Source organism: Algoriella xinjiangensis, from assembly GCF_900115015.1.
In the GTDB taxonomy this organism is placed as follows: domain Bacteria; phylum Bacteroidota; class Bacteroidia; order Flavobacteriales; family Weeksellaceae; genus Empedobacter; species Empedobacter xinjiangensis.
The window spans coordinates 146964-166984 of sequence record NZ_FOUZ01000007.1 but is presented as its reverse complement, the minus strand read 5'-3'; the positions used below and the strand labels follow the sequence as shown (position 1 = coordinate 166984).

Annotated in this window: 17 protein-coding genes and 2 riboswitches; of the genes, 2 read left to right on the top strand and 15 right to left on the bottom strand. The window is 27.6% G+C overall.

Annotation, left to right across the window (positions count from 1 at the left end):
* Nucleotides 1–79 precede the first annotated feature (79 nt).
* From BM072_RS08355 to BM072_RS08320, 8 genes are all read right to left on the bottom strand, one after another.
* Complete coding sequence (locus BM072_RS08355) at nt 80–319, bottom strand: hypothetical protein (protein ID WP_092908205.1); 240 nt, start codon at nt 317–319, stop codon at nt 80–82.
* Nucleotides 320–367: 48 nt separating this feature from the next.
* Nucleotides 368–462: riboswitch (SAM-I-IV-variant riboswitch) on the bottom strand.
* Between the two features lie 224 nt (nt 463–686).
* Entirely contained in the window at nt 687–1325 is a 639-nt protein-coding gene (locus tag BM072_RS08350; RefSeq protein ID WP_092908204.1) for a hypothetical protein, read from the bottom strand.
* A gap of 58 nt (nt 1326–1383) precedes the next feature.
* Nucleotides 1384–1485: riboswitch (SAM-I-IV-variant riboswitch) on the bottom strand.
* Nucleotides 1486–1621: 136 nt separating this feature from the next.
* Nucleotides 1622–2848 carry a site-specific integrase gene (locus BM072_RS08345; RefSeq protein ID WP_092908203.1) on the bottom strand — a complete coding sequence of 409 codons (1227 nt, stop codon included), beginning with the start codon at nt 2846–2848 and terminating at the stop codon, nt 1622–1624.
* Nucleotides 2849–3094: 246 nt separating this feature from the next.
* Nucleotides 3095–6226 (bottom strand): hypothetical protein, encoded by a 3132-nt coding sequence (locus BM072_RS08340; protein WP_092908202.1) that lies wholly within the window; start codon nt 6224–6226, stop codon nt 3095–3097.
* The gene (locus tag BM072_RS08335; RefSeq protein ID WP_092908201.1) at nt 6213–6746 is read right to left on the bottom strand and encodes an ABC-three component system middle component 1; all 534 of its coding nucleotides are present in this window, start codon (nt 6744–6746) and stop codon (nt 6213–6215) included. Before BM072_RS08335 ends, BM072_RS08340 begins: the two co-directional genes overlap by 14 nt.
* Entirely contained in the window at nt 6730–8088 is a 1359-nt protein-coding gene (locus tag BM072_RS08330; protein WP_092908200.1) for an ABC-three component system protein, read from the bottom strand. The genes BM072_RS08335 and BM072_RS08330 overlap by 17 nt, the downstream gene beginning before the upstream one ends.
* Before the next feature lie 3 nt (nt 8089–8091).
* Nucleotides 8092–9156, bottom strand: coding sequence for a ComEC/Rec2 family competence protein (locus BM072_RS08325; RefSeq protein WP_092908199.1), 1065 nt, complete (start codon nt 9154–9156; stop codon nt 8092–8094).
* Nucleotides 9157–9159: 3 nt separating this feature from the next.
* Complete coding sequence (locus tag BM072_RS08320; RefSeq protein WP_092908198.1) at nt 9160–12336, bottom strand: type ISP restriction/modification enzyme; 3177 nt, start codon at nt 12334–12336, stop codon at nt 9160–9162.
* A gap of 138 nt (nt 12337–12474) precedes the next feature.
* On the opposite strand from BM072_RS08320, the gene BM072_RS08315 reads away from it, so the two are divergent.
* Nucleotides 12475–13314 carry a hypothetical protein gene (locus BM072_RS08315; RefSeq protein ID WP_092908197.1) on the top strand — a complete coding sequence of 280 codons (840 nt, stop codon included), beginning with the start codon at nt 12475–12477 and terminating at the stop codon, nt 13312–13314.
* A gap of 61 nt (nt 13315–13375) precedes the next feature.
* Here the strand turns inward: BM072_RS08315 and BM072_RS08310 are convergent, their stop codons facing one another.
* From BM072_RS08310 to BM072_RS08300, 3 genes are all read right to left on the bottom strand, one after another.
* Nucleotides 13376–14638 (bottom strand): type II toxin-antitoxin system HipA family toxin, encoded by a 1263-nt coding sequence (locus BM072_RS08310; RefSeq protein ID WP_092908196.1) that lies wholly within the window; start codon nt 14636–14638, stop codon nt 13376–13378.
* 2 nt (nt 14639–14640) lie between these two features.
* Nucleotides 14641–14907, bottom strand: coding sequence for a helix-turn-helix transcriptional regulator (locus BM072_RS08305; protein WP_092908195.1), 267 nt, complete (start codon nt 14905–14907; stop codon nt 14641–14643).
* Nucleotides 14908–14996: 89 nt separating this feature from the next.
* Nucleotides 14997–15743 carry a metallophosphoesterase gene (locus BM072_RS08300; protein ID WP_092908194.1) on the bottom strand — a complete coding sequence of 249 codons (747 nt, stop codon included), beginning with the start codon at nt 15741–15743 and terminating at the stop codon, nt 14997–14999.
* A 244-nt stretch (nt 15744–15987) separates the two neighbouring features.
* On the opposite strand from BM072_RS08300, the gene BM072_RS08295 reads away from it, so the two are divergent.
* Nucleotides 15988–16524 carry a hypothetical protein gene (locus tag BM072_RS08295; protein ID WP_092908193.1) on the top strand — a complete coding sequence of 179 codons (537 nt, stop codon included), beginning with the start codon at nt 15988–15990 and terminating at the stop codon, nt 16522–16524.
* 7 nt (nt 16525–16531) lie between these two features.
* On the opposite strand, the gene BM072_RS08290 is transcribed toward BM072_RS08295, so the two are convergent.
* The 4 genes from BM072_RS08290 to BM072_RS08275 all read right to left on the bottom strand — a co-directional run bounded on the left by BM072_RS08290 (nt 16532) and on the right by BM072_RS08275 (nt 19948).
* Entirely contained in the window at nt 16532–17068 is a 537-nt protein-coding gene (locus BM072_RS08290) for a hypothetical protein (protein ID WP_092908192.1), read from the bottom strand.
* A gap of 190 nt (nt 17069–17258) precedes the next feature.
* Entirely contained in the window at nt 17259–18179 is a 921-nt protein-coding gene (locus tag BM072_RS08285) for a toprim domain-containing protein (protein WP_092908191.1), read from the bottom strand.
* 125 nt (nt 18180–18304) lie between these two features.
* Nucleotides 18305–19558 carry a primase-helicase family protein gene (locus tag BM072_RS08280; RefSeq protein ID WP_143080481.1) on the bottom strand — a complete coding sequence of 418 codons (1254 nt, stop codon included), beginning with the start codon at nt 19556–19558 and terminating at the stop codon, nt 18305–18307.
* A gap of 111 nt (nt 19559–19669) precedes the next feature.
* Nucleotides 19670–19948, bottom strand: a complete 279-nt coding sequence (locus BM072_RS08275; RefSeq protein ID WP_092908189.1) for a helix-turn-helix domain-containing protein — start codon at nt 19946–19948, stop codon at nt 19670–19672.
* Between the last annotated feature and the right edge of the window lie 73 nt (nt 19949–20021).

Here is a 20021-nt window from a genome sequence, read left to right as displayed (position 1 = left end):
TTAACTTACACACTTTATAGGATAGTGTCATAAATTATAAAACATGAGCCGATTATTTATGCTAATCGGCTCATGTTTTTTAATAGTGTAGTTTTTTTTCTTTTAGAAAAACCTTTTTCGCGAAAGAAATTGTATTTTCATTTTTAATGATTGAATAGTCAATTTCTCTTGATTCGAATTGATTAATTAATGCTTTTAGAAAGTGAGCTCGTGCAGCTACCCATCCAGTATTACCCACCTCTTTATTGAAGGAGTTAATTACTTCTTGATCTGAAAGTGAAATCAAGTTTTTTTCAAATTTTTCAGTTAAATTTTCCATTTTTTGATACTTTACTTTATTAAACAGTATCAATCATTAAGAATTTAGAGAGTGACAATTTTTTGACTGAACAGCCCTCATCGCTTTACCACCGTGGTTTGTTAAACTCGGTTGGTGTACCTTATGTACTCTTGATGATTGAATTATGATATAATATTATTGATTATATTTAAATTATCAAAATAGTTTATAGTTTTTTTAATTCCTCTTATGCCTCACCAAATCAGTTACAACACCCAGAGTAATTCAACTACTTTTATCTATTTCATGTTAAAAAATCTTGATTAAACATCAATTATGTACAATATCTGTACTGTTTCATGATCTTAATTTGTGAATGGTTGAATAATTTTTTAGTTTAATTCAATTAATTTTTAGAGTTTTTAAATTCAATCCATTCTTTTAATTCTGTAAGGCCTCCTTTTTTATGACAATATCCGCAAGTCCATTCTTCCTTTTCTGATGTAATTACTATAAAAATAGGGTGATTTACAGAATTTACACATTTACTAATAAAAAGACCTTTTTCTGAGTCGTGGACAACAGGATCTAGACCTACCTCGTGCATATAATCCAGTAATTCACTTTTTGTATTGTCAATCATTTTATCTTCAATGCTTTGCTGTATTTGATGATAAAGTTCATCAGAAATAATATCAGATTCAAATTGTGTAATTTGACCGTCAAACATACCTCTAGAGTGTATAAATTCGGTTATTATTGTTTTTAGATTTTCTATAAACGACAAATTATTGTCATACTTATACTGTGCAACAATTCTACGTTTAAAATTATTATTAAATTGATCGATATCGATTAACTGTAAGTAGTTATCAGATGTGATTCGATACACATAAGTGATGGTATAATCGATGTAAATATAAAAATAATTAATGATGGCTAATTTTTTAAAATCAGAAATATAGGCTTCTCCAAAATCTTCATTGTAAGTGCTTCCTTGTGTTTGTACATTCGTTTTTTCTGTACTAAAATGTGCTTGTATCATATTGCAAAATTTATAATTTAATCAATTACAAATCATCGCAAGAGAATGAATAGTGGATTTAACCTTATTTTTTTGGCAGATTTGCCCTCATTCTAAACCACCGTGTCTAGTAAAAGCTCGGTTGGTATTCCTAATAATTAAGAAACTCTTGATGATTGAATTATGGTGTAAAATTATTAATAACGTATATTATATCAAAATTTATTTACTAATTCCTTATATTCCTCACCAAATCAGTTACAACACCCAAAATAATTGTAAATTTTCAACTAAAAATGGAGAGATTTTATTTTTTATTAAATTAAATTCTCAAAAGCTTCATCAATTTCGGCGTCTTTAAAATCTTCTAGATATGCTTCAGTTGTTTTTATGGATTGATGTCCTAGAGCTTGTTTGATTTTAGAAACATGTACTCCATTTTTCAAAGAAATAGTAGCAAAGGTATGTCTAGCTGTATAGAAATTGATCTTAGTATCAATATTTAATTTTTCAAAAATTAATTTTAGTTGTTTATTGTAATAGCTTCTAACATTATGTTTTCTACCTGATAATTCTTCTTCTTCATATTCAAGAATATTTTTCTTTAAAATTGGAAAAATATAATTTGTAGGGTAGGGGCGATATTCTTTGTAGAAATTTAATATTTCGTTTGTAATTTGGTTTTCAGGTATTTTTACTCGAATGTTAATTCCTGTTTTATTTCTTTTATAAGAGAATTTACTATGTTCAATATCTTCCCATTTTAATTCAGCTAAATCGGTAAAATTCATACCTCTTGCAAAAAAGCTAAATAAATATAAATACCTCGCATTAGTAGCTGATGGAATTTGTTGTATATCAAAATCAATAAGTTTTTGTAATTGTTCCTTAGTTAGTGCTTTTTTAATTTTTTGAGATTTTAAAGAAGAGATTTTATAATCTCTGAATGGATATAGTTCTTGCTTTGCAACTTTAGATTTTATAGCAATGTTATATGTTGAGCGTATGTTCCTCATATAAACCCCAATTCCTCCATCTTCACAACCAGTCTTTCTTAGAAAAGTTTCATAATTCAATAAAAAACTATAATCGATATCATCAAATGAATATTTATTAATATTACTTTTGAATTTCTTTAAAGATTTCAAAGTGTCATTATGTGAATCGCTATAACTAATTTGTTTAGCATCATAGAGCTGTTTAATTCTTGATTCTAGGAACTCAATAAAATTATTGGTTAGGTTGGAATTTTGACAATAAATATTATCAAATTCTATTAAAGTAAATGATTTTTTATTTTCTAATAATTCATTTAAGATTAAAGAAGCATCATCTTTAATTTGATTTAAAATTCTATTCGATTGAAGATAGTTTTTATTCTTTGAGTTGAATTCTCCTTTGGCATCATTCCATTCTCTCAAATCACAACTATAGGGTGTTTTATAAAATTTTGATTTGCGATCAATAGTTACTCTTAAATAAATAGGAAACTTACCATCAGCTAAAGCGTTCTTTTTGCAAACAATTTTAATACTTGATTTCATACGTTAAATTTTATCGGTACAACATTAGTACAACAAATTGTACTGTTTAGGTAATTATTATGAAATCTAATATATTAATTCAGTTATATAAAATATTGATTATCAGTTAGTATGAATTAAAATGAAACATTTTGAAAGTTTCATAATACCCACTCATAATCAGCAAGTCCTTGGTTCGAGCCCAAGTGGGACCACTTAAAATCCCGATAAACACACTGTTTATCGGGATTATTTTTTTATTGGGGGTTAGTTAGGGGGGTAATTCTTGATTTTTCCAAAAGCTTCTAATTCTATAAACTTTGATTCAAACAAATCCATTGGTATTTTCTTCATCAATAAGTTATGAAAATTCTCATCGTGTGTTGACAAAATTATTTGTTTCCCTTCATTTACTACTAAACTTCTAAATAAGTCAATAGTAGATAAAACATTTACACTATCCATAGATTGAATAGGATCATCAATAAATATACAGTCATACTCTTTAGAATTCAAGGCTGACGCTAAAAAGATACTTAAGCTTAATATATTAATTTGAGCGGTACTAAAATATAGATTTGGAATTAAAACATTTTCATTTTTAATATTTTCAACAAAAACATCCAATCTTGGATGATCAGAATCAAAGTTTGCTTTAAATTTTACTGACTTAAAATCAGGGTGTGGATCTATTTTCCTGTATAGTTTATTGATCAATTCTTCGTAGAAAAAGTTTTTGATTCGATTTTCAAGATAAGTTTTGGCATTATCACATTCTGTTTTTATTACTGGCTCAACTGTCTTTTCTAAAAAGTGAAGTTCTTCCATTGCATCAACAAGTTTCATTTTAGCATTTTCGGATTGTAGAAACGGCCAAACATTTTCACTAAATTTTTCCAATTTTTGAAATTCCAATTGTATAGATCGTGTATATTCTAAATCAGCTTTATATTTTGTCTGCTTTTCTTCAATTATATTTGATAGAATCGTTTCATTCATTTGAGACAAATCAATATCCAAATTGTCTTTTAGGAAGTAACGGTAGGCAGTAAGTTTGGCAACATTTTCATGAGTCAATTTCCCTAAATCTAACTTCTCTTGCAACAAATTCTCTTTTTTAAACGATGTTAGTTCTTGATTAAGAGTGTCATATTTTTCATCCGCCACTTTCAGTCGAATAGCAAATTGACTAATACTTTGTGTTAATGAAGAGTCTCTTTGAAGCAACAATTCTTTATTTATTTCTTTGCCTGGAAAATATTCATTAAACCATCCTGTTACAGACACATATTTTTCATTGTTAATTAGACTTTCATTTTCTTTTTTAAGTAAATCTATTTGGTTTTTCAAGAAATCTAACTGCTCCTTGACCTTATCAATAGCTTCTTTATTTGCAGAGAGTTTAGGTTTAACAATATCTCTTACTTTAATAACTTCTATTAAGTTTTCATCAATTTGTTTTTCAAAAATTTCAAACGACAATCCTTTTATGTCAAGTTTTTGGATTTCGTTCTTCTCTTTTAAAATATTCAGTTCAAACTCAATATCTTTAATATTCAGTCTTAGACTTTCCAACAACTGTCTTTCTTCTTGATTTTTAGTGGATAGCCCATCTAATTGCTTTTTATAAATATCAAGAAGCTGTTCCTTACTTTCTTTTATATTTGTAGTTAAGTCAGAAATGCGTAGTTCACTCTTACTTTTTTGAGCAAGAAGTGTTTTCAATGTTTCATCTAATGCCTTATTATTAGTGATTTTTTCAACTAAAGCACTATAAGAATCATATTTCTCTTCACACAATGGACAGGAGGATGATTGACGTTCATTAACTATAGATAGACCTGCTTTTATAAAATCTGATATTGTTTGATTTAATGTTTCTTGTTGTTTAAGAGTTGAATTAAGAGATTTTAATGTTGTGTTTTCATTAGATAGTAATTGCTCACTTTCTTTTAATGTTTGCACTAATTCACTTATCTCTTGATTTTCGCTATTAGAAATTTGAGGATATACTCCATCCGTTATTTCCTTGATTATTCGTTGTAAATTCGTGATAGCACTTTCTAATTCACGTTGTTTTTTCTCCTTTTTATCAGCTTGTCCCTTTTTGTCTTTTAGTTCCTTACCTGTTTTTTGAATTAAATTATTTAGATTTTCAAATTCTACTTTTAGCTCAGGAATCTTAGCCTTTTTAGTTGCCAATTCTTCCAATTGTCTCAATACCGTTTCAAGTTGACTTCGTAATTCTATTTCTGTTCGATTTAGCTCACCCAATTGTTTATTAATATCCTCAGTATTAATCTCCTTTTGCGATATTGTTCTAATTTTTCCTTGTATTTCTTTTAATATACGCTCATATTCCAGAAAATCTAAAATCAACTTGGTTACTCGATTTTTATCATCTATATAATTTTGTTGCGATTTCTTTGTATTATCTATTTCTATTCCTATTTTTTCAAAACTTTCAAATCTCTCTATGAGCTGTTGTATTTCTAATAATCTCTTGTGATTTCTTTGATTACTATCTTGAATTGTGAAGTAGGCTTTAATTCCCATAATCGAATCATTGCCTGATTTTGATACATCTACATATTCCAATAATTTTATCAATTTAGACTCATTATTACTGGAAATAGTTCTGTTTGCGATAATATCTTTCAGTCTCTTTATGTCTTCTTTCGTGCTTTCAAGTGATAAAAATGTAAGAGACTGTTCTTTAAATTTTTCTACTAATAATTGAATTTGATTATTAACAGTGTCAAGTAAATTTTCAGAATCTATATTTTGAATACTCTTCTCAAATTCTACAATATTGTCTTTAAGTTTATTCTTTTTAGAGTCATGAACAGAATAGGTTTGCTTAAGCTTGTTATAATATTCGTTGATACTCGATAATTCAGGTATTTCCATGAACTTCTCATAACGGTACTCACCATCCTGTTCAGTTAAAAATGCGGTTATCCATTCTTGAGATAATATTACTTTTTGAAATTCATGGACTTCAGGTTTTATTTTGAAGTTTAAATCATGAGTTTGATTACCATGTTTTTTAAATTTCTTACTGATAATGGACTCTTTATCTGAATCTGTAGTAATATTTATATATGTCTCTCTTTCTGGTGGAGATTTTATATTTCTAATAAAAGATAATTCGTTCTCTTGATTCTGAAAATTAGCCAATTTATCAAGTTCTCTTTTGCCTACGAAAAATCTATTTATAGAACCTGTTATCCCATATTCGACTGCATCATAAAACGATGTTTTACCAAATCCATTAGGTGCATATAATGATATAAAACCTGCAGGTTTATCTGACGCTGTCGTTAAGTCAAATGTTGCATCTTTAGGATCATCATATATTCTAAAACCCGATATCTCTATTTTTTTAAACTTCATCATTCTCTACTTTTTTTAATTCGCGAATAATTTCATCAAGTCCATTCTTAATATCATCAGTAATTTTCTTTTTATAGTTAATTTCATTCAATATACTCCAAACATTGGAATTTGGTTGAAATGGTGTTTCTTCAAAACCAATAATAGAATGTATTTCTGTATCATCATTCTTTATGTGTTCTTGAATGATTGATTCTACTTCTTGTTTAGGATATATAATAATTTTTCTGCTTGAAAATGTGTCGTTTTCAATAATATATTTTAGATCATCTTTTATTTCTTGTTCCAAAATGAAGAATAGATAAATATTCCATATACTAAATTCATTTCTGAGCAATGATTGAAAATGTACAGCAATAAATTCGGTAATAGCTTTCCATTTATTTGTTAGATTTTTCTCGTCTTTAATATTTATAAAGAAAGTTGGAATGATTCCTCCAAAATTTATCTCACTATATTCGAATATGATATCAGGGAACTCATTCTTAATATCAGATTGTAATTCTTCAGTTAAATAACTCATTGTATTCTTTTTTTAGTAGCGTTAAAAACTCTTGTTCACTTAAATTTTGATATGTTGCCATTTTATCTATTATGCATTTCTTTTTAAAATAGTCTAAATGGACAAAATTGAAGGAAGTAAAGGGGTCAATTCCTTTATTTGTCCTGAAACCACTTTTATCATATACTCTAGCTATATCAACTATTTTTCCTTTTGGAATTATAAATGGTCTTTCTGGTGGCATTCTAGTACTGACAATTATAGTTGAGTCTGTTTGTAAGCCTAAATAATCCGATTTGGATAGTTTGTTAGGTATTAAATCTGTCCAATCATTAGTATCTAAATACTTAAATCTAATGTTATCAAATACTTCGCTTAATTGTTGTATGCTAAGACTATCTTCCTTTACTATATTCATTATTGTGAGAAATTCCAGCCATGCTATCCATATATTTTTAGTATCTAAACAATGATCTTCAGTTTCATCTATCAGTAACCTCTTTTTGAACAATTCTTTTATACCAATAGGAGTTACATCTGACTGAATTACACTCAAAGCTTTATTCCTTAAGTGTATTCTAGTTGAGGAAATTATGTTTTCATCCCAAGCATCAACTTTTAACGTAAATGCGTCATCTTTAAGGAAATCAAACTTTCCAACGTGTGGAGGATACAGTTTAGTTAATAACGCGGTATACTCTTCATAATTGATTATCTCAGCAAAATATTTCATAGGAACAAAGCATATTTTTCCATTAGCCCAATTCGGATGTTTTACTCTACTTTGAATTCCTATAATAGAAATATGATCTTCTTGGACTGATGTAATCCCACCACCAGACATTCCTTCAATTTGCTCCTTATTTAATACTTGATTTGTAAGTTGAGCATTTTGAGAATAATTACCTGAAGCTTCAATCTCTCTAATACTATATGTCGTATACTCTTCACCAACTTGTCCTCCAAATTGATTTGGAAATCCATTTAGATAGAATCCATTATTTATTTTTGGAACATCAATAGAAACAATTCTATCAAATTGAGGAGACAAATAATTTATTTTTAATATCGCTGCATCAGCATCTTTATGAGGGAAGTACGTTTTTCCTCTCACTAGAGTAAATGGGATTGAAATCTTTTGCCATTGACCATCAACATTCACTTGTCTAACAATAGAAATATTTGTTCCATCTTGAATTACATGTGGAATATTATTACCATTTATATCTTGCTTTACATCTTCGAATAGGTGCTTGGCTGTCAAAATGTAGGTATAATTATTTTCATCTAATATCGGTTGAAATAAACACCCACTTCCATTATTTACCCGAACAGTATAGTGTTTTAATTCATCTAATGTCATTTCTTAAAAATTTAGTTCTTTAGTTATACGGGCTTTTATTTGAAAATCTTGTCTGTCTTGTGCAGAAAACACTTCATTTCGAACATGCTCATAGTTAAAGTGAAAAATTGCATTTGGGTTTACATTTAGTATTCGAGCTAATGTCCTTTTATTGGGATGATTATGTCCAGAACTATCTGTACTGATAATATAATTCTCTGTTTTTACAATTTCTAATAGTTCCTTATTAGTGTTTGATTTACTACCATGATGGGAGACCTTCATTACTTCAACTTCTAAAGGATTTTCTTTACTATAGCCGAGTGTTTTTAGTTGTGTTACTATACCCTTGGGATGAGAATCAGCCAAAAACAAAAAAAACTTATCATTTAAAGTCAGGATAAATGAGATAGAACTTCCATTTTTGACACTACTATCCTGATTAAATTTGAAATCGGGTCTGTTTTCTTCCTCAATAAAATCTTTGATATCTTTATTCCAATCTTTTCCCCTTCCAACAGTATATGCGGGATCACCAGTTTTTTCTTTATATTCCTTTAAAAGTCTTTTCAATTGCGTTTCGTTGGGCGAAAGAATTTGAATTTTCATACCACATTCCTCATACTCTTGTCCCTGAATTATTATTTTCTTATCCCATATTTCCTTATCAATCAAATAATCCTCAAATTTTATTGCTTCATGAACTCCTGTTTGGGAATCTGAAAATATCTTTAATCCTATTTTCAAATCGTCATTTTCTTGCTCATTGAAATATTCCGCAATTAACTTACCCGAATTAAACCAAACATTTTTAATATTACTATGAGCTTCTGAATCTATTTCAAACCACTTTAAAAATCCACAAATATGATCATTATCAATATGAGTCAATATAAGAAGATCTAGTGATTTACCATTATTTTTTATAGTATCTAACTCAGTTTTAAGATCTCCTTCATTACCTGTATTTTGTGAATAATAAGTATCTGTAATACCACCGTCTATTAATATATTTCGGTTTTTAGTGCCATCATTGTATGACAATAAAAAGGAGTCTCCGTTACCTGCTTGTAAAAATTTTATTTTCATAACTTAAATTTCTAAAACATTATCAATTTCTTTCATCAATCTATCTGTTTCTGTAAGCGCAACGATGATTTTATTATAATGGAAAATATCTTCGTAAGATAATTCTATGTCTTTGCGATCTTTTAGCCATTTTTGAGCAGGTTGATATCCTCCGATATAGAAATTCCAAGCAACTTCAGGAACGTTGTCGAAATACTGTATATCATTGATAAAAACTTTACCTTCTGTATATTTTGGTTTCCCTACGATATTAGTTCCATTAACAGGATATGAAGAAATAAAATCTTCTACTTTCGGAGATTCTAATAAATGTATCTCTCTAATCTGTTTTCCTAACGCTACAAGCTCCCAAAATTGTTTTCGGTCTGTTGGGTAAGGTACACGAGGAAAATCGATTTTAAGGAACTCTTTGTAAGTTTCTCTATATTTTGGCGAGTGTAAAACAGCGTAGATGTAATCTAAAATATCTATTGGTGCAAAAGTACCTTCTGCTGTTTCTTTTTCATTTGTAAATGTTAAGCTTAATTTATTTACTATTTCATTTACAATCTCCATGTTTAGATTTGGTGTACGTTCTGTTGTTTCTTCTAAATTTGTTTGAGTAGTGTCGTTATAAAGATAAAGAGGGGCAGTGCTTTCACCTCCTTTATTGTCAGATCTTATATAACCATCTACTAAAGGTTTATCGGTAATGAAGATGTATAAATCTTTAGATTCAGGTTGTTGTCTCCTAAAAACAAGTCCAATATTATTTTTAAAAAAATGTTTGTTTATTTCAGGACGAGGATAACAATGAAAACCTTTGGAATTACCATTATAAAATGTCCATTTAGTATCAAAAGGTCTATATGACATTAATTGAAAACTACCATTTTCAGGATATGTTTTTGACAAATCGTTTTTTGCATAACTGACTTTCCAATCTCTTGCATCTTTACCTAAATTAAAAAATATTCTTGCATCTTCATCTTCCATAGCTAAGAATTTTTCGACTGTATTAATTAATTTATTTTTTGAATTATGCATTGAAAATGAGTCTCTTGCTGAAATCATACCTACGTTATTTAAAGGAAATAATTCATTAATCTTAAAACCTTTATCATAAATACTTTGAGCGCCAAAATCTTTTTGCACCATAAAATAATTAGGTGCAATATTTTCTAAAAGATTAAAATCAATTGAATGAATAGTATTATCATTTAAAAAATCATATTTTAAATCACGTTTACCATATAAATCATAATGAAAAACATTCCCTAATTCAGAAGTTTTTTTATTACCTGTTTTTACAAATAAATTAATAGAAACTCCTTGCATAATATCAAAAACGTTTTGGTCTACAGAACCATCAGGAGTTGTTTCTTTCTTTTTAGAATTTCCGTGTAAATCGATGGTATATATTTTATCGAATTCATTTAATAAATTCCATCTCATTCCTCTAAAGGTAGGATTATCTAAGAAACCATGAGGATTAATAAAAGCCATTACACCATTTCCATTTTTATTGATAAAGTATTGCGCAAATCGAATAAATTTCACATAGTCATCATTGATCCATTTGGGATTTCGTTCTTTTAATTTTTCTTTTCCTCCAGGTTCTTTTTTGTAATCTTCCATCAGGTTCATAATCCATTCACCTTTATTAACAGATTCTCCACTATAAGGCGGATTACCAATCACTACCATAACAGGTGTATCGCTTTTTACAACATTGGCTTGTGTGCTTTCGTCCGAAAGCCAAGAACTAAACAATGTACCTGAATCAGGATGTGCTTCTTCTAACGAATTGGTTAAGAAAATACGAAAACGTTGATCGTCTGTACTTTTGTAACCCGTTTCTTGTAATAGCATATCCATTTTAAGATGTGCCATTGCATAAGAAGCCATTAATAACTCGAATCCATTAAGACGGGGTATTAAATCTTCTTTTACATATTTTGGCCACATACCTTCCATTCCTTTAAATTTGGAATGGATGTGTTTTACCGTTTCGGCTAAAAATGTACCTGTACCTGTTGCAGGGTCTAAAATTTGTACACGATGCACTTCTCGTTCTTCTTGTTTGTAACCTGTTGCCGATCGTTTGTCAGGGTTTTGAGTATTTACTTTTATAGTTGTTTTTGAAGTATCTGCTAAACCTCTTGATAAACCAAATTCATCTTTCAAAATATCATCTACTGCGCGTACTATAAAATTAACAACTGGTTGTGGCGTGTACCAAACTCCACGAGCTTTACGCAATTTGCTATCATATTCTGATAAAAATGTTTCGTAGAAGTGAATAATTGGATCTTCCATTTTTGTAGATTTTCCAAAATTCTTCATGATTTTAGCTACATCAGTTGCTAAGAAAATTGAAACCAATTCTTCTACAATCCAAATTAAACGATCATCTAAATCAAACCCTGCAATATCTTGAAATAGTTTGCGTAAAAAAGGATTTGATTTAGGAATAAGATTAGCCGCTTCTATTCGAGAAAAGGTTTCTAAAGTTAGATCATTATATCGAGCAGCAAACATTCCGTAAGCAATTGTCTGTGCGTATATATCAGAAAAAGACTTATTGTTGATGTCGTGAATCAACATTCTCTTGAAAGTATTCATCTGATTTTTCAGTTCAGATGCAATATTTTGCTCGTCATCAACATCTAATGATTTCTCAATCACATCTGCCATTAAACGTGCTTTACCAGCTAATAATTCGGCTAAACGTTGAGGATTTTTAATCGTTTGAGAAATGGTTTGAGAAAAATCTTTAATTAGATTTTCAAACACATTAAAATTTTCAGGTTTTGAAATTATTTTTCCATCAATAATTTCTGCAATTGTTATGCTTGTCGTTTTTTCGCCATCTCTGTAAAAATCAAACTGTAAATAATCTGTAATAATAAGATTAGATAATCCATTACGGTATCTATCGAATTGTTCTTTTAATGTTTTTGAATCTAGCTTTACACCAATATCCTTAGCTTCGATATAGCCAATAGGTATATTTGCTTTTCCTTTTGTTAAAACGTAGTCAGGAGCACCACATTCAACTCTTGCAGGTTCATTTGTAACTAAAATATCAGGTAAAATAGTCCCTAGTAATGTTTGTAAATCTCCTCTGTATGAATGTTCTCGAGCATTTCCTGTTTGAAAAAGTCGGTTTAAATTTTCTAAGTATTGTTGGGTTGTCATTTTAAGTTTTAATAGATTTCTAAAATTACAATATTTTAGTTTAAATTAAAAAGAATTAAAATGCGTTAAAGTGATGTTGAAATTTTTTATATTTAGAAAAATTGTAAACATCATATTTTAATATTAGTTTTTGATAAAATGAAAAAAAAAATATTTTTTAATCGACATCAACATTTTGTAATACCAACATATAAATTGTTTCCTCATTTAATTGAGGAAAATATAAAATTAACATACGAAGATGATAAGCTTATCTCATATTTTAATGATTCGAAAAATATTTTCGAAAAATATTATTATGATGAAGAAGATAGATTAATAACTGTTATTAAAACTGAAAGCTATTATCCTATTAGTGAAACTTCTCAAACAGACTTTATTTATTTCAGTAATAAAGTAATTAGAACTAAAAAATTAATTGAATCTTCAAATGCTAATGATTCAATTCAAAATAATAATGAATCTAATGGAAAATTGAACACTTTATTAGAAACAGACACATGTGATATTAATGATTTTAATTATTTAGAAAATAAAAATATTTATTTTCATAATGAAATAGATTATAATACTTTAGAATTTCAGCATGATGAATTAATAATTTCAGAAGATAATAATAATATTTATACTGAAGTACTAGAAGAAATAATTACTGGGAAAATAGTTAAAAGTAAAAAAAAGTATAAGAAGTTTAATGATAAAATACCAATGTTAATAGAATTGGATTTAAGTATTAATAAAAATGAAAATTATGACTCAGATAATGATTTTATAGATGATTCTTCACCTGATTTTTTTATAGGAATGAATAAATTTGGTTACGATACGAATTGTAATTTGAATTATTTAGAAAATTCAAAAGAGATAGCTATCATAACACATTCTAATGAGAACAATATTAAACATGAAATATGTAATGTAATTAATAAAAAGAACTTTAAAATAACACCTTGGTTTGAAATATGGCAATATGATTAGAATAGATATAATTTGGTAGTGCCTTTTTAACGAATTGTATTTGGTTTTACACGATTTTTAATTAAACTTCCAAAAACTCTGACTCAATTTTTGTAATCACTTTATCTGGAATATTTTGTTCTTGGCAAAGAATTCTAAATTGATTTGTAGAGTTTACAACTTCATCAATAATTCTGTTTGCATCTTTTATTGTAAATAAATCTGCAATTTTCATTAAATCTTCTCGATTAATATCATTTCGTTTTCCATTTATCGACATTGCTCTAGAAATTCTCAAATAATTCTTTAAAGCATCCAAAGGATACGTCAAATCATAAGCTGGAGATAAATTCCAACGGTCTTTTTCTAAATCATAAACGAATGAAAAATTCTTTAAATGATCATCAATATTAGAGAAAACAAGATTAAAAACCATTCTTTTATACAATTGTTGAATATTTTTATGAGAAAGTTTTAAATCAAATGCAAGTTTAAAAAGATTTTCATAAGAGGAGTTTTCAGGCTTTTTAAAATCCCAACCTGTCATTCCAGAAGCTGTTAAAATATGTTGTTTTCGTCCATTTTGACGATCAAAACGTAATGTTGCAAAATGTTTATCATCAATCAATTTAGAAGGCATCATTTCAATTCCAATAGAAGTCGCAATTTGATAATAAATAAATTCTATTTTTTCTTTCGAATAACCTTGATCTTCATCTACTGAAAGTTTGATTAAATAATGATTGTAATCATCCGAAGTTTCTAAATCACCAGGAATAAGATGTCCTGTATTTTTGTTTTCAGAAACTAAAATTTTAGGTCGTGCACCACCAGCTGAAGTTCCAATTTTGAAAATATTTAGTAATGCTATATCGCTTAATCCTTTTTCTTCTATTGAAGTTTTTAAATCAAGTACTTTCTTTACCACTTCCGTTATTTCTTCTACATCAATACTCTGATTTGATTTAATTTCTTTGGCTGGAGAAAACTCTAAAGCTCCCATTCCTCTTTTTCCTACGTATGTTAATTGTTCTAATGGAGAAATAGAATTCATTTCTTTTTGAGTAGCTTCTAGCCACTCTTTAAAAACTATATTTCCAAAAAAATCAGGTAACGAATCAGCAATCATAGGAGGTAATCCACGAAAAGTTTCCCCTTCAAATTCTGAATACACCTGTACATTAGAAGTTCTTCGAATAACATATGGAAATATTTTCTTGAATTGATTGCTTTCTAAAAATTGAGGATTATATTGAAATGTTGATTTTCTTTGGTTTTCGTCGTATCCAATTTTTCCAATTTCAATTCCTTGAAAATTTACCGAAATGATTTGATTCTTTGCCATTATTAATACATGGATTGATTATTTTCTAAAATCTCAATTTTATCAGAAACAAATTGATTGATCGATTTCATTTCGTCAAAATACTGTAACACTTTTAAAAGGGTTTCAAGTGTAGGATTATCTCCATTTTCAAGTTTGGCAATCGTTAGTCTAGAAAGAACTAATTCATCAGCTAATTCTTGTTGGGTTAAACGTTCTGCTTTACGCATTTTTTTACACCATTCACCAATTGTGTTTTTTACATCTTTAATTGTAGTAAAATCTAACATAAAATGTATATTATAATAATCAAATATACTAAAATATAAACAATATGCATATTTTAATAAACATTAGTTATAAAATAAAAAACTTCAGTTTATAACTCTATTATCAATTCTTTTATAAAACCATTATCTTTTTCATCAATATATCCATGAGGATTACAAATAATTTCAGTTTTACCAATCATATATCTACAAGGAGTATGAATATGCCCATGAATCCAATACATAGGTTGATGTTCTAAAATAAAATCCTCCAAATTTGAAGCATAAGCGGATGTAACAGGATCAGAAACATACTCTTTTGGAACTGATTTTATACTCGGTGCATGATGTGTAATAACTATATTTTTTAAACCAATTGAAGCTTTTAGGCTTTGTTCAAGCCATGCAATAGATTTATTATGAATACGATAAATATCAATAGTTCTCATTTTTGAATAGGAAGGATCACGTTTAATGTATTTGTAATCATTCATTAGACTTTGACAAATCATTCCATATTTCATTGGATCTCCAAATATTGAAAAATCAGTCCATAGTGTGCACCCATGAAAACGAATCCCTTCTATATCAATAAAATCATTTTCTAAAACAGTAATAGTTGTATTTAATGCAGCTTCTTTTATTTTTAATAATGTTTTAGGATAAGATCCTTTATAATATTCATGATTCCCAAGTAAATAAATAATTCTTTTATTTGGTATATATTTTTTACACCACTCAATTCCTTTGATACCAAGATGAGTATCACCAGCTAAAATAATTAAATCTGCATTTTCGAAAGAAAGAGAAGTGCTTCCAAATTCTAAATGTAGATCGCTAAGGGTTTGAATTTTCATTATTATGAGTGTAATTAATGAGCTAAATTTAGTAATCATTTTCTATCTTTACATCATTAAAATAGTAATTACGTACGCGTAAGCTGTCAGAATTTGGTTGCTGAAAACTCGGAATCTTCAAAAACTCAAAATTTTAGATAGGCTTACGCTCATGCCATATAGTGGCGTGGGCTAGCCTTTTCGAGTTTTGGGTATCCGAGTACCTCAGTAACGGATTGTGTTTAGTATCACGCCATTTTTATTTATGGAATATCTACAAAAATTATCTGAACAGGGGAAAAATCCACTACAAGTTATTCATCTTATTTTCAATCGTATTTTGTTTGAAGAAAAAGATCAATCTTTAGAAAAACTAAATTATATTAAACTTAATCCTGATTTTGTAAACGAAGTAAAACTGTATCAAAAAAACAATGATATTGGAGTTGATAATCAATATCTATTTAATAAAATCAATGAATTTTTATTAATTGATAATACTTCAATCAAAACAGCAATAATCTACTTGATTGTTAAATCTCCTAAATTAATGACGATTACAGAATATTTACTAATTCGTAATTCTTTAAATTTCGATTCGTTGGTTCCATACACATTTAATGATTTCGAAAATTTCTTAAATCACAATAATCAAGATTATAGAATTAATATGTTTCTCTACTTTTATTTTCAAGATATTTATGATGTACATATAGAAAATGATCATATTTCTAAAGAAGAATATGATAATAAATTAGAGTACTTTTTAAATAAATCCGTTGAGTATTCTAATTTTCTTTAACACGATTTTAAAAATTATTTAGTTTTAATTTTAGTTGATCCATTAATCGATTGTATTCAACTAAATCAATTTCTACAATATTTTTTTCTCCATTGAACTTGCTTTTTTTCACTTTATCTAATTCTAAAATTTTAGACTTTATATCCTCTAAATTGATATTATTTTGTGGAGCCTCTTTTTGTGGAGCTATACTTAAACTTTCTGCAATTTCTATAACTTTATGTGTATTAGAATTGGTTTGATTAATCATCTCAATAATAGTTTTGTTGGTGTTTATATATTGAGTTTTTATTTCAAAAAGAGTTGGGTTTAATCGTTTATTTATAAACTCAGAATGAATTTTTGATAATGATCTTTTCATCTCAAAAATTTGTTTGTGTAGTGAAATATTTGCATCTCTTGGAGATGTTTCATTGTCAATAAAAAATTTAAAAATGTCTTGAAAAAGATCATCATAAGTAGGATAATTGTATAATCTTTTCATTTTTGTTGCATGATCTCTAATTGATTCATCCAATTTGAAAGTAACTAACTTATTTTTCATTTTACTACTTTGTTAACATTGTTAATACTATTGATATTTAATGTGTTATATTGTAAAGTAGTATTTTAAAGAATGTGTAAATACTACTTTTATTTTGTAATAAATTGAAAATTAGGAATATATAGGATAGAATCGGTTACCCGCGATTACTGCTTGCTATTCCTAATTTTCTAAGAATTCTAATTTTTAGCTATTTTTCAAAAATTAAGAATTCATTCAAATCTTTATAGTTTTTATAGAAATTCGAATCATCTTTTACTTTATCTTTTAATTCAGTTTTTAAGAAATTTGTAGCAGATTTCCCAGTATCATCTTGATCAAAATAGGTTTCAATTTTTTCATATTTATTTCTCAATTCTATATTTTTTCTGAGTAAAGCAATTGAATTTAATATTAAAAAATCGTAAAGAAATTCGTCAGTTGGAAAAAGAAAAAGGTAACTGATAAAATCGCTCCAACTTTCAAAAATTTTCAATTGATTTTGATTGTTTTTTATCAATGAAATATCTTTTTTTACCAAACACATTTTTACATATTTGTTTCGAATTTCATATCCATTTTCATTGTTCGGAAATGCAATTGCGTAATATGTTTTCTGATTTAATTTGTAATGAATTTCTTTACAATATCGTTTTACAATTTCTAAAGGCAGTTTTCTTTCTTCTAAATATTGAATTAAAGGAAATGATGAAATTTCTTTCAACTCTAAAATTTTATATTCATTTTTTGTTTGAATTTTTTCAATATGAAAATCATTTTGCTTTTGAAAAGAAAAAGAATTTTCGTTGAATTTTTGAATAGTTTCTATGATTGAAATATTTTCAAGTTTAGAAATTAAATCAATTAAAGTTCCTCCAAATCCTTCTCCAAAATCATAAAATCGATTGGTCGAATTATCTACTTTAAAAGAAGCTGTTTTTTCATTTCTAAATGGGCTTAAAAACCAAAAAACATTCTGTTTACTACTTATTGGATAAATGTCTTTTTGAGCTAAATAATCCATCATTTTAATTTGCTCGTTTATCATTTTACAATTCATTTTCTGTACGGTTGAGATTTTACGAAATTTTTGATGATTGATGACAGAAGCTTGTAATTGAATGTAATTCAATTCAATAAGCTGTCATCACTTTGTCATCAATCATCAAAATCAAATTTTATTTTCCTAATTCTGTCATCAAACTAAATTTTGATGACGGTTTGATGACGATTTTGATGACAGTATTTTATTATATATCAAATAGTTATAAGGCTGTCATCACTGTCATCAAAAAAATGACGTATTTCGCTGAAAATTATAGAATAATATCTTCCTTTTCGATCAATTTTTACGAATTCACCATGTGGTAAATATTCATATCCTTCATATTTATTTGAATTATTAGAAGGTGTTAAGTTTAGAGTTTTTAATACGTTTCTTGCTTCATTAATTTCAATCGAGTTTCTCCCATGAATTCGTTTAGAAATAGATTGAATATCCTTTGGAGCAATTAATATTTCATCCTCATTAAAATTTTCATGAATTTCATTTATGATTTCAAATACTTTTTGTTTTGCATTTTCATTCTCATAATTCATTAGTCTTGTTAAAGCTGAAGTTCTAATTTGCTCTGGAGTGAACCACATTCGAGTTTGCTTTGGTGTAGAATGGGGTATTCGTACTAAATAGTTTAAAAAGAAAGGGATTTCCTTGTATAAATGCTTGTCAAATTCAGGGTTTTTAATAATTGATGGAATTTTTCGAACCCAAAATCGAGTTTCTTTTTTATCAATTTTGATAAAATTCTTTTCGAAGTTGGAAGTCATTACAAATTTGTAGAAAGATTCTACTTCTTCTTTATCTTTTCCTTTGCTTTCAATCTTATTTCGATCGGCTGTACTAAGAAATTTAATGCGTTCAGTTACTTGTTGATTGTCTGTAATAATTTCATCAACCAAAACAAGTAATTTTCCATTCAAATCTGAATTAAAGTTATTTACAAATGAATCTGCATTAATGAAAGTTGCATTGAAAGAGAAAATTTTACGAAGCCATTTCAGAAACGTACTTTTTCCTGTTTCACGTTCTGAAGAAACTAAAACAAGTACAGGTAAAATTTGAGTTGGATTTTCTAATAATATTTTCAAATAATCTAACCCTAATAAATATTGTTCTGCGAATATATGTTTGATATATTTTAGAGTGTAAGGGATTTTTAGTTGCAATTCTTGTAAATCAATTTCTGATTCAGTTTCGATATTATAATCTAACGGATGGTAGATATTATAGAAATCTCCAATTTCTCGCTCATAATTAATATGTTGTGGAATACAACAAAATCCGTAATACTTTTTAATAGCGGATATATAATCTTTACCTAAGTCGTTTACAATGGTTTCTTTATTCCAAGAAATCATGATTTTTTCAGTGTCTTTTGATATGGTAGGGCGTTCAATTATAGCATAATATGATGTGCCCACTCGAATAAATTCGGCAGAATCTAAGTTCATAATAAGTTGTGTGATTAATTGTTATGTCTTATATTTGCCATAGAATAAAGGCAAAACATAACGTAAGTTATTTTTATAAATGAGAGTTTAATGTGGGATTAAACTCTTTTTTTATGCTTTTACTAAATCTTGATTTTGTGAAGCGATTTTGATTAATTGACTTCTTGAATAAATTATATGCCTACCGATCTTATAAAAAGGTAATTTCCCAGCTTTTCTCCAGTTAATGATTGTCTGAACAGTGGTATCAAACATTTCTGCAACTTCCGCTTGTTTCAATCGATCTTCCTTTATAGGAAAACTTGTTTTCTCAATAAATTTTACTGATTCATTTTTTCTTTCAGGAGCAGAATTATTTTCAACTCCTTTGTCTACAAATCTATTACTCATAATAAAAAGGTTTAATTGTTTTTAACTGAGTCAAACTTAGAATGATTTGAGATATAAAAGTTACACCTATATT

Coding starts and splice junctions, on each gene's coding strand:
- BM072_RS08355 (WP_092908205.1), bottom strand. CDS start 319: ATGGAAAATTTAACTGAAAAATTTGAAAAAAACTTGATTTCACTTTCA.
- BM072_RS08350 (WP_092908204.1), bottom strand. CDS start 1,325: ATGATACAAGCACATTTTAGTACAGAAAAAACGAATGTACAAACACAA.
- BM072_RS08345 (WP_092908203.1), bottom strand. CDS start 2,848: ATGAAATCAAGTATTAAAATTGTTTGCAAAAAGAACGCTTTAGCTGAT.
- BM072_RS08340 (WP_092908202.1), bottom strand. CDS start 6,226: ATGATGAAGTTTAAAAAAATAGAGATATCGGGTTTTAGAATATATGAT.
- BM072_RS08335 (WP_092908201.1), bottom strand. CDS start 6,746: ATGAGTTATTTAACTGAAGAATTACAATCTGATATTAAGAATGAGTTC.
- BM072_RS08330 (WP_092908200.1), bottom strand. CDS start 8,088: ATGACATTAGATGAATTAAAACACTATACTGTTCGGGTAAATAATGGA.
- BM072_RS08325 (WP_092908199.1), bottom strand. CDS start 9,156: ATGAAAATAAAATTTTTACAAGCAGGTAACGGAGACTCCTTTTTATTG.
- BM072_RS08320 (WP_092908198.1), bottom strand. CDS start 12,336: ATGACAACCCAACAATACTTAGAAAATTTAAACCGACTTTTTCAAACA.
- BM072_RS08315 (WP_092908197.1), top strand. CDS start 12,475: ATGAAAAAAAAAATATTTTTTAATCGACATCAACATTTTGTAATACCA.
- BM072_RS08310 (WP_092908196.1), bottom strand. CDS start 14,638: ATGGCAAAGAATCAAATCATTTCGGTAAATTTTCAAGGAATTGAAATT.
- BM072_RS08305 (WP_092908195.1), bottom strand. CDS start 14,907: ATGTTAGATTTTACTACAATTAAAGATGTAAAAAACACAATTGGTGAA.
- BM072_RS08300 (WP_092908194.1), bottom strand. CDS start 15,743: ATGAAAATTCAAACCCTTAGCGATCTACATTTAGAATTTGGAAGCACT.
- BM072_RS08295 (WP_092908193.1), top strand. CDS start 15,988: ATGGAATATCTACAAAAATTATCTGAACAGGGGAAAAATCCACTACAA.
- BM072_RS08290 (WP_092908192.1), bottom strand. CDS start 17,068: ATGAAAAATAAGTTAGTTACTTTCAAATTGGATGAATCAATTAGAGAT.
- BM072_RS08280 (WP_143080481.1), bottom strand. CDS start 19,558: ATGAACTTAGATTCTGCCGAATTTATTCGAGTGGGCACATCATATTAT.
- BM072_RS08275 (WP_092908189.1), bottom strand. CDS start 19,948: ATGAGTAATAGATTTGTAGACAAAGGAGTTGAAAATAATTCTGCTCCT.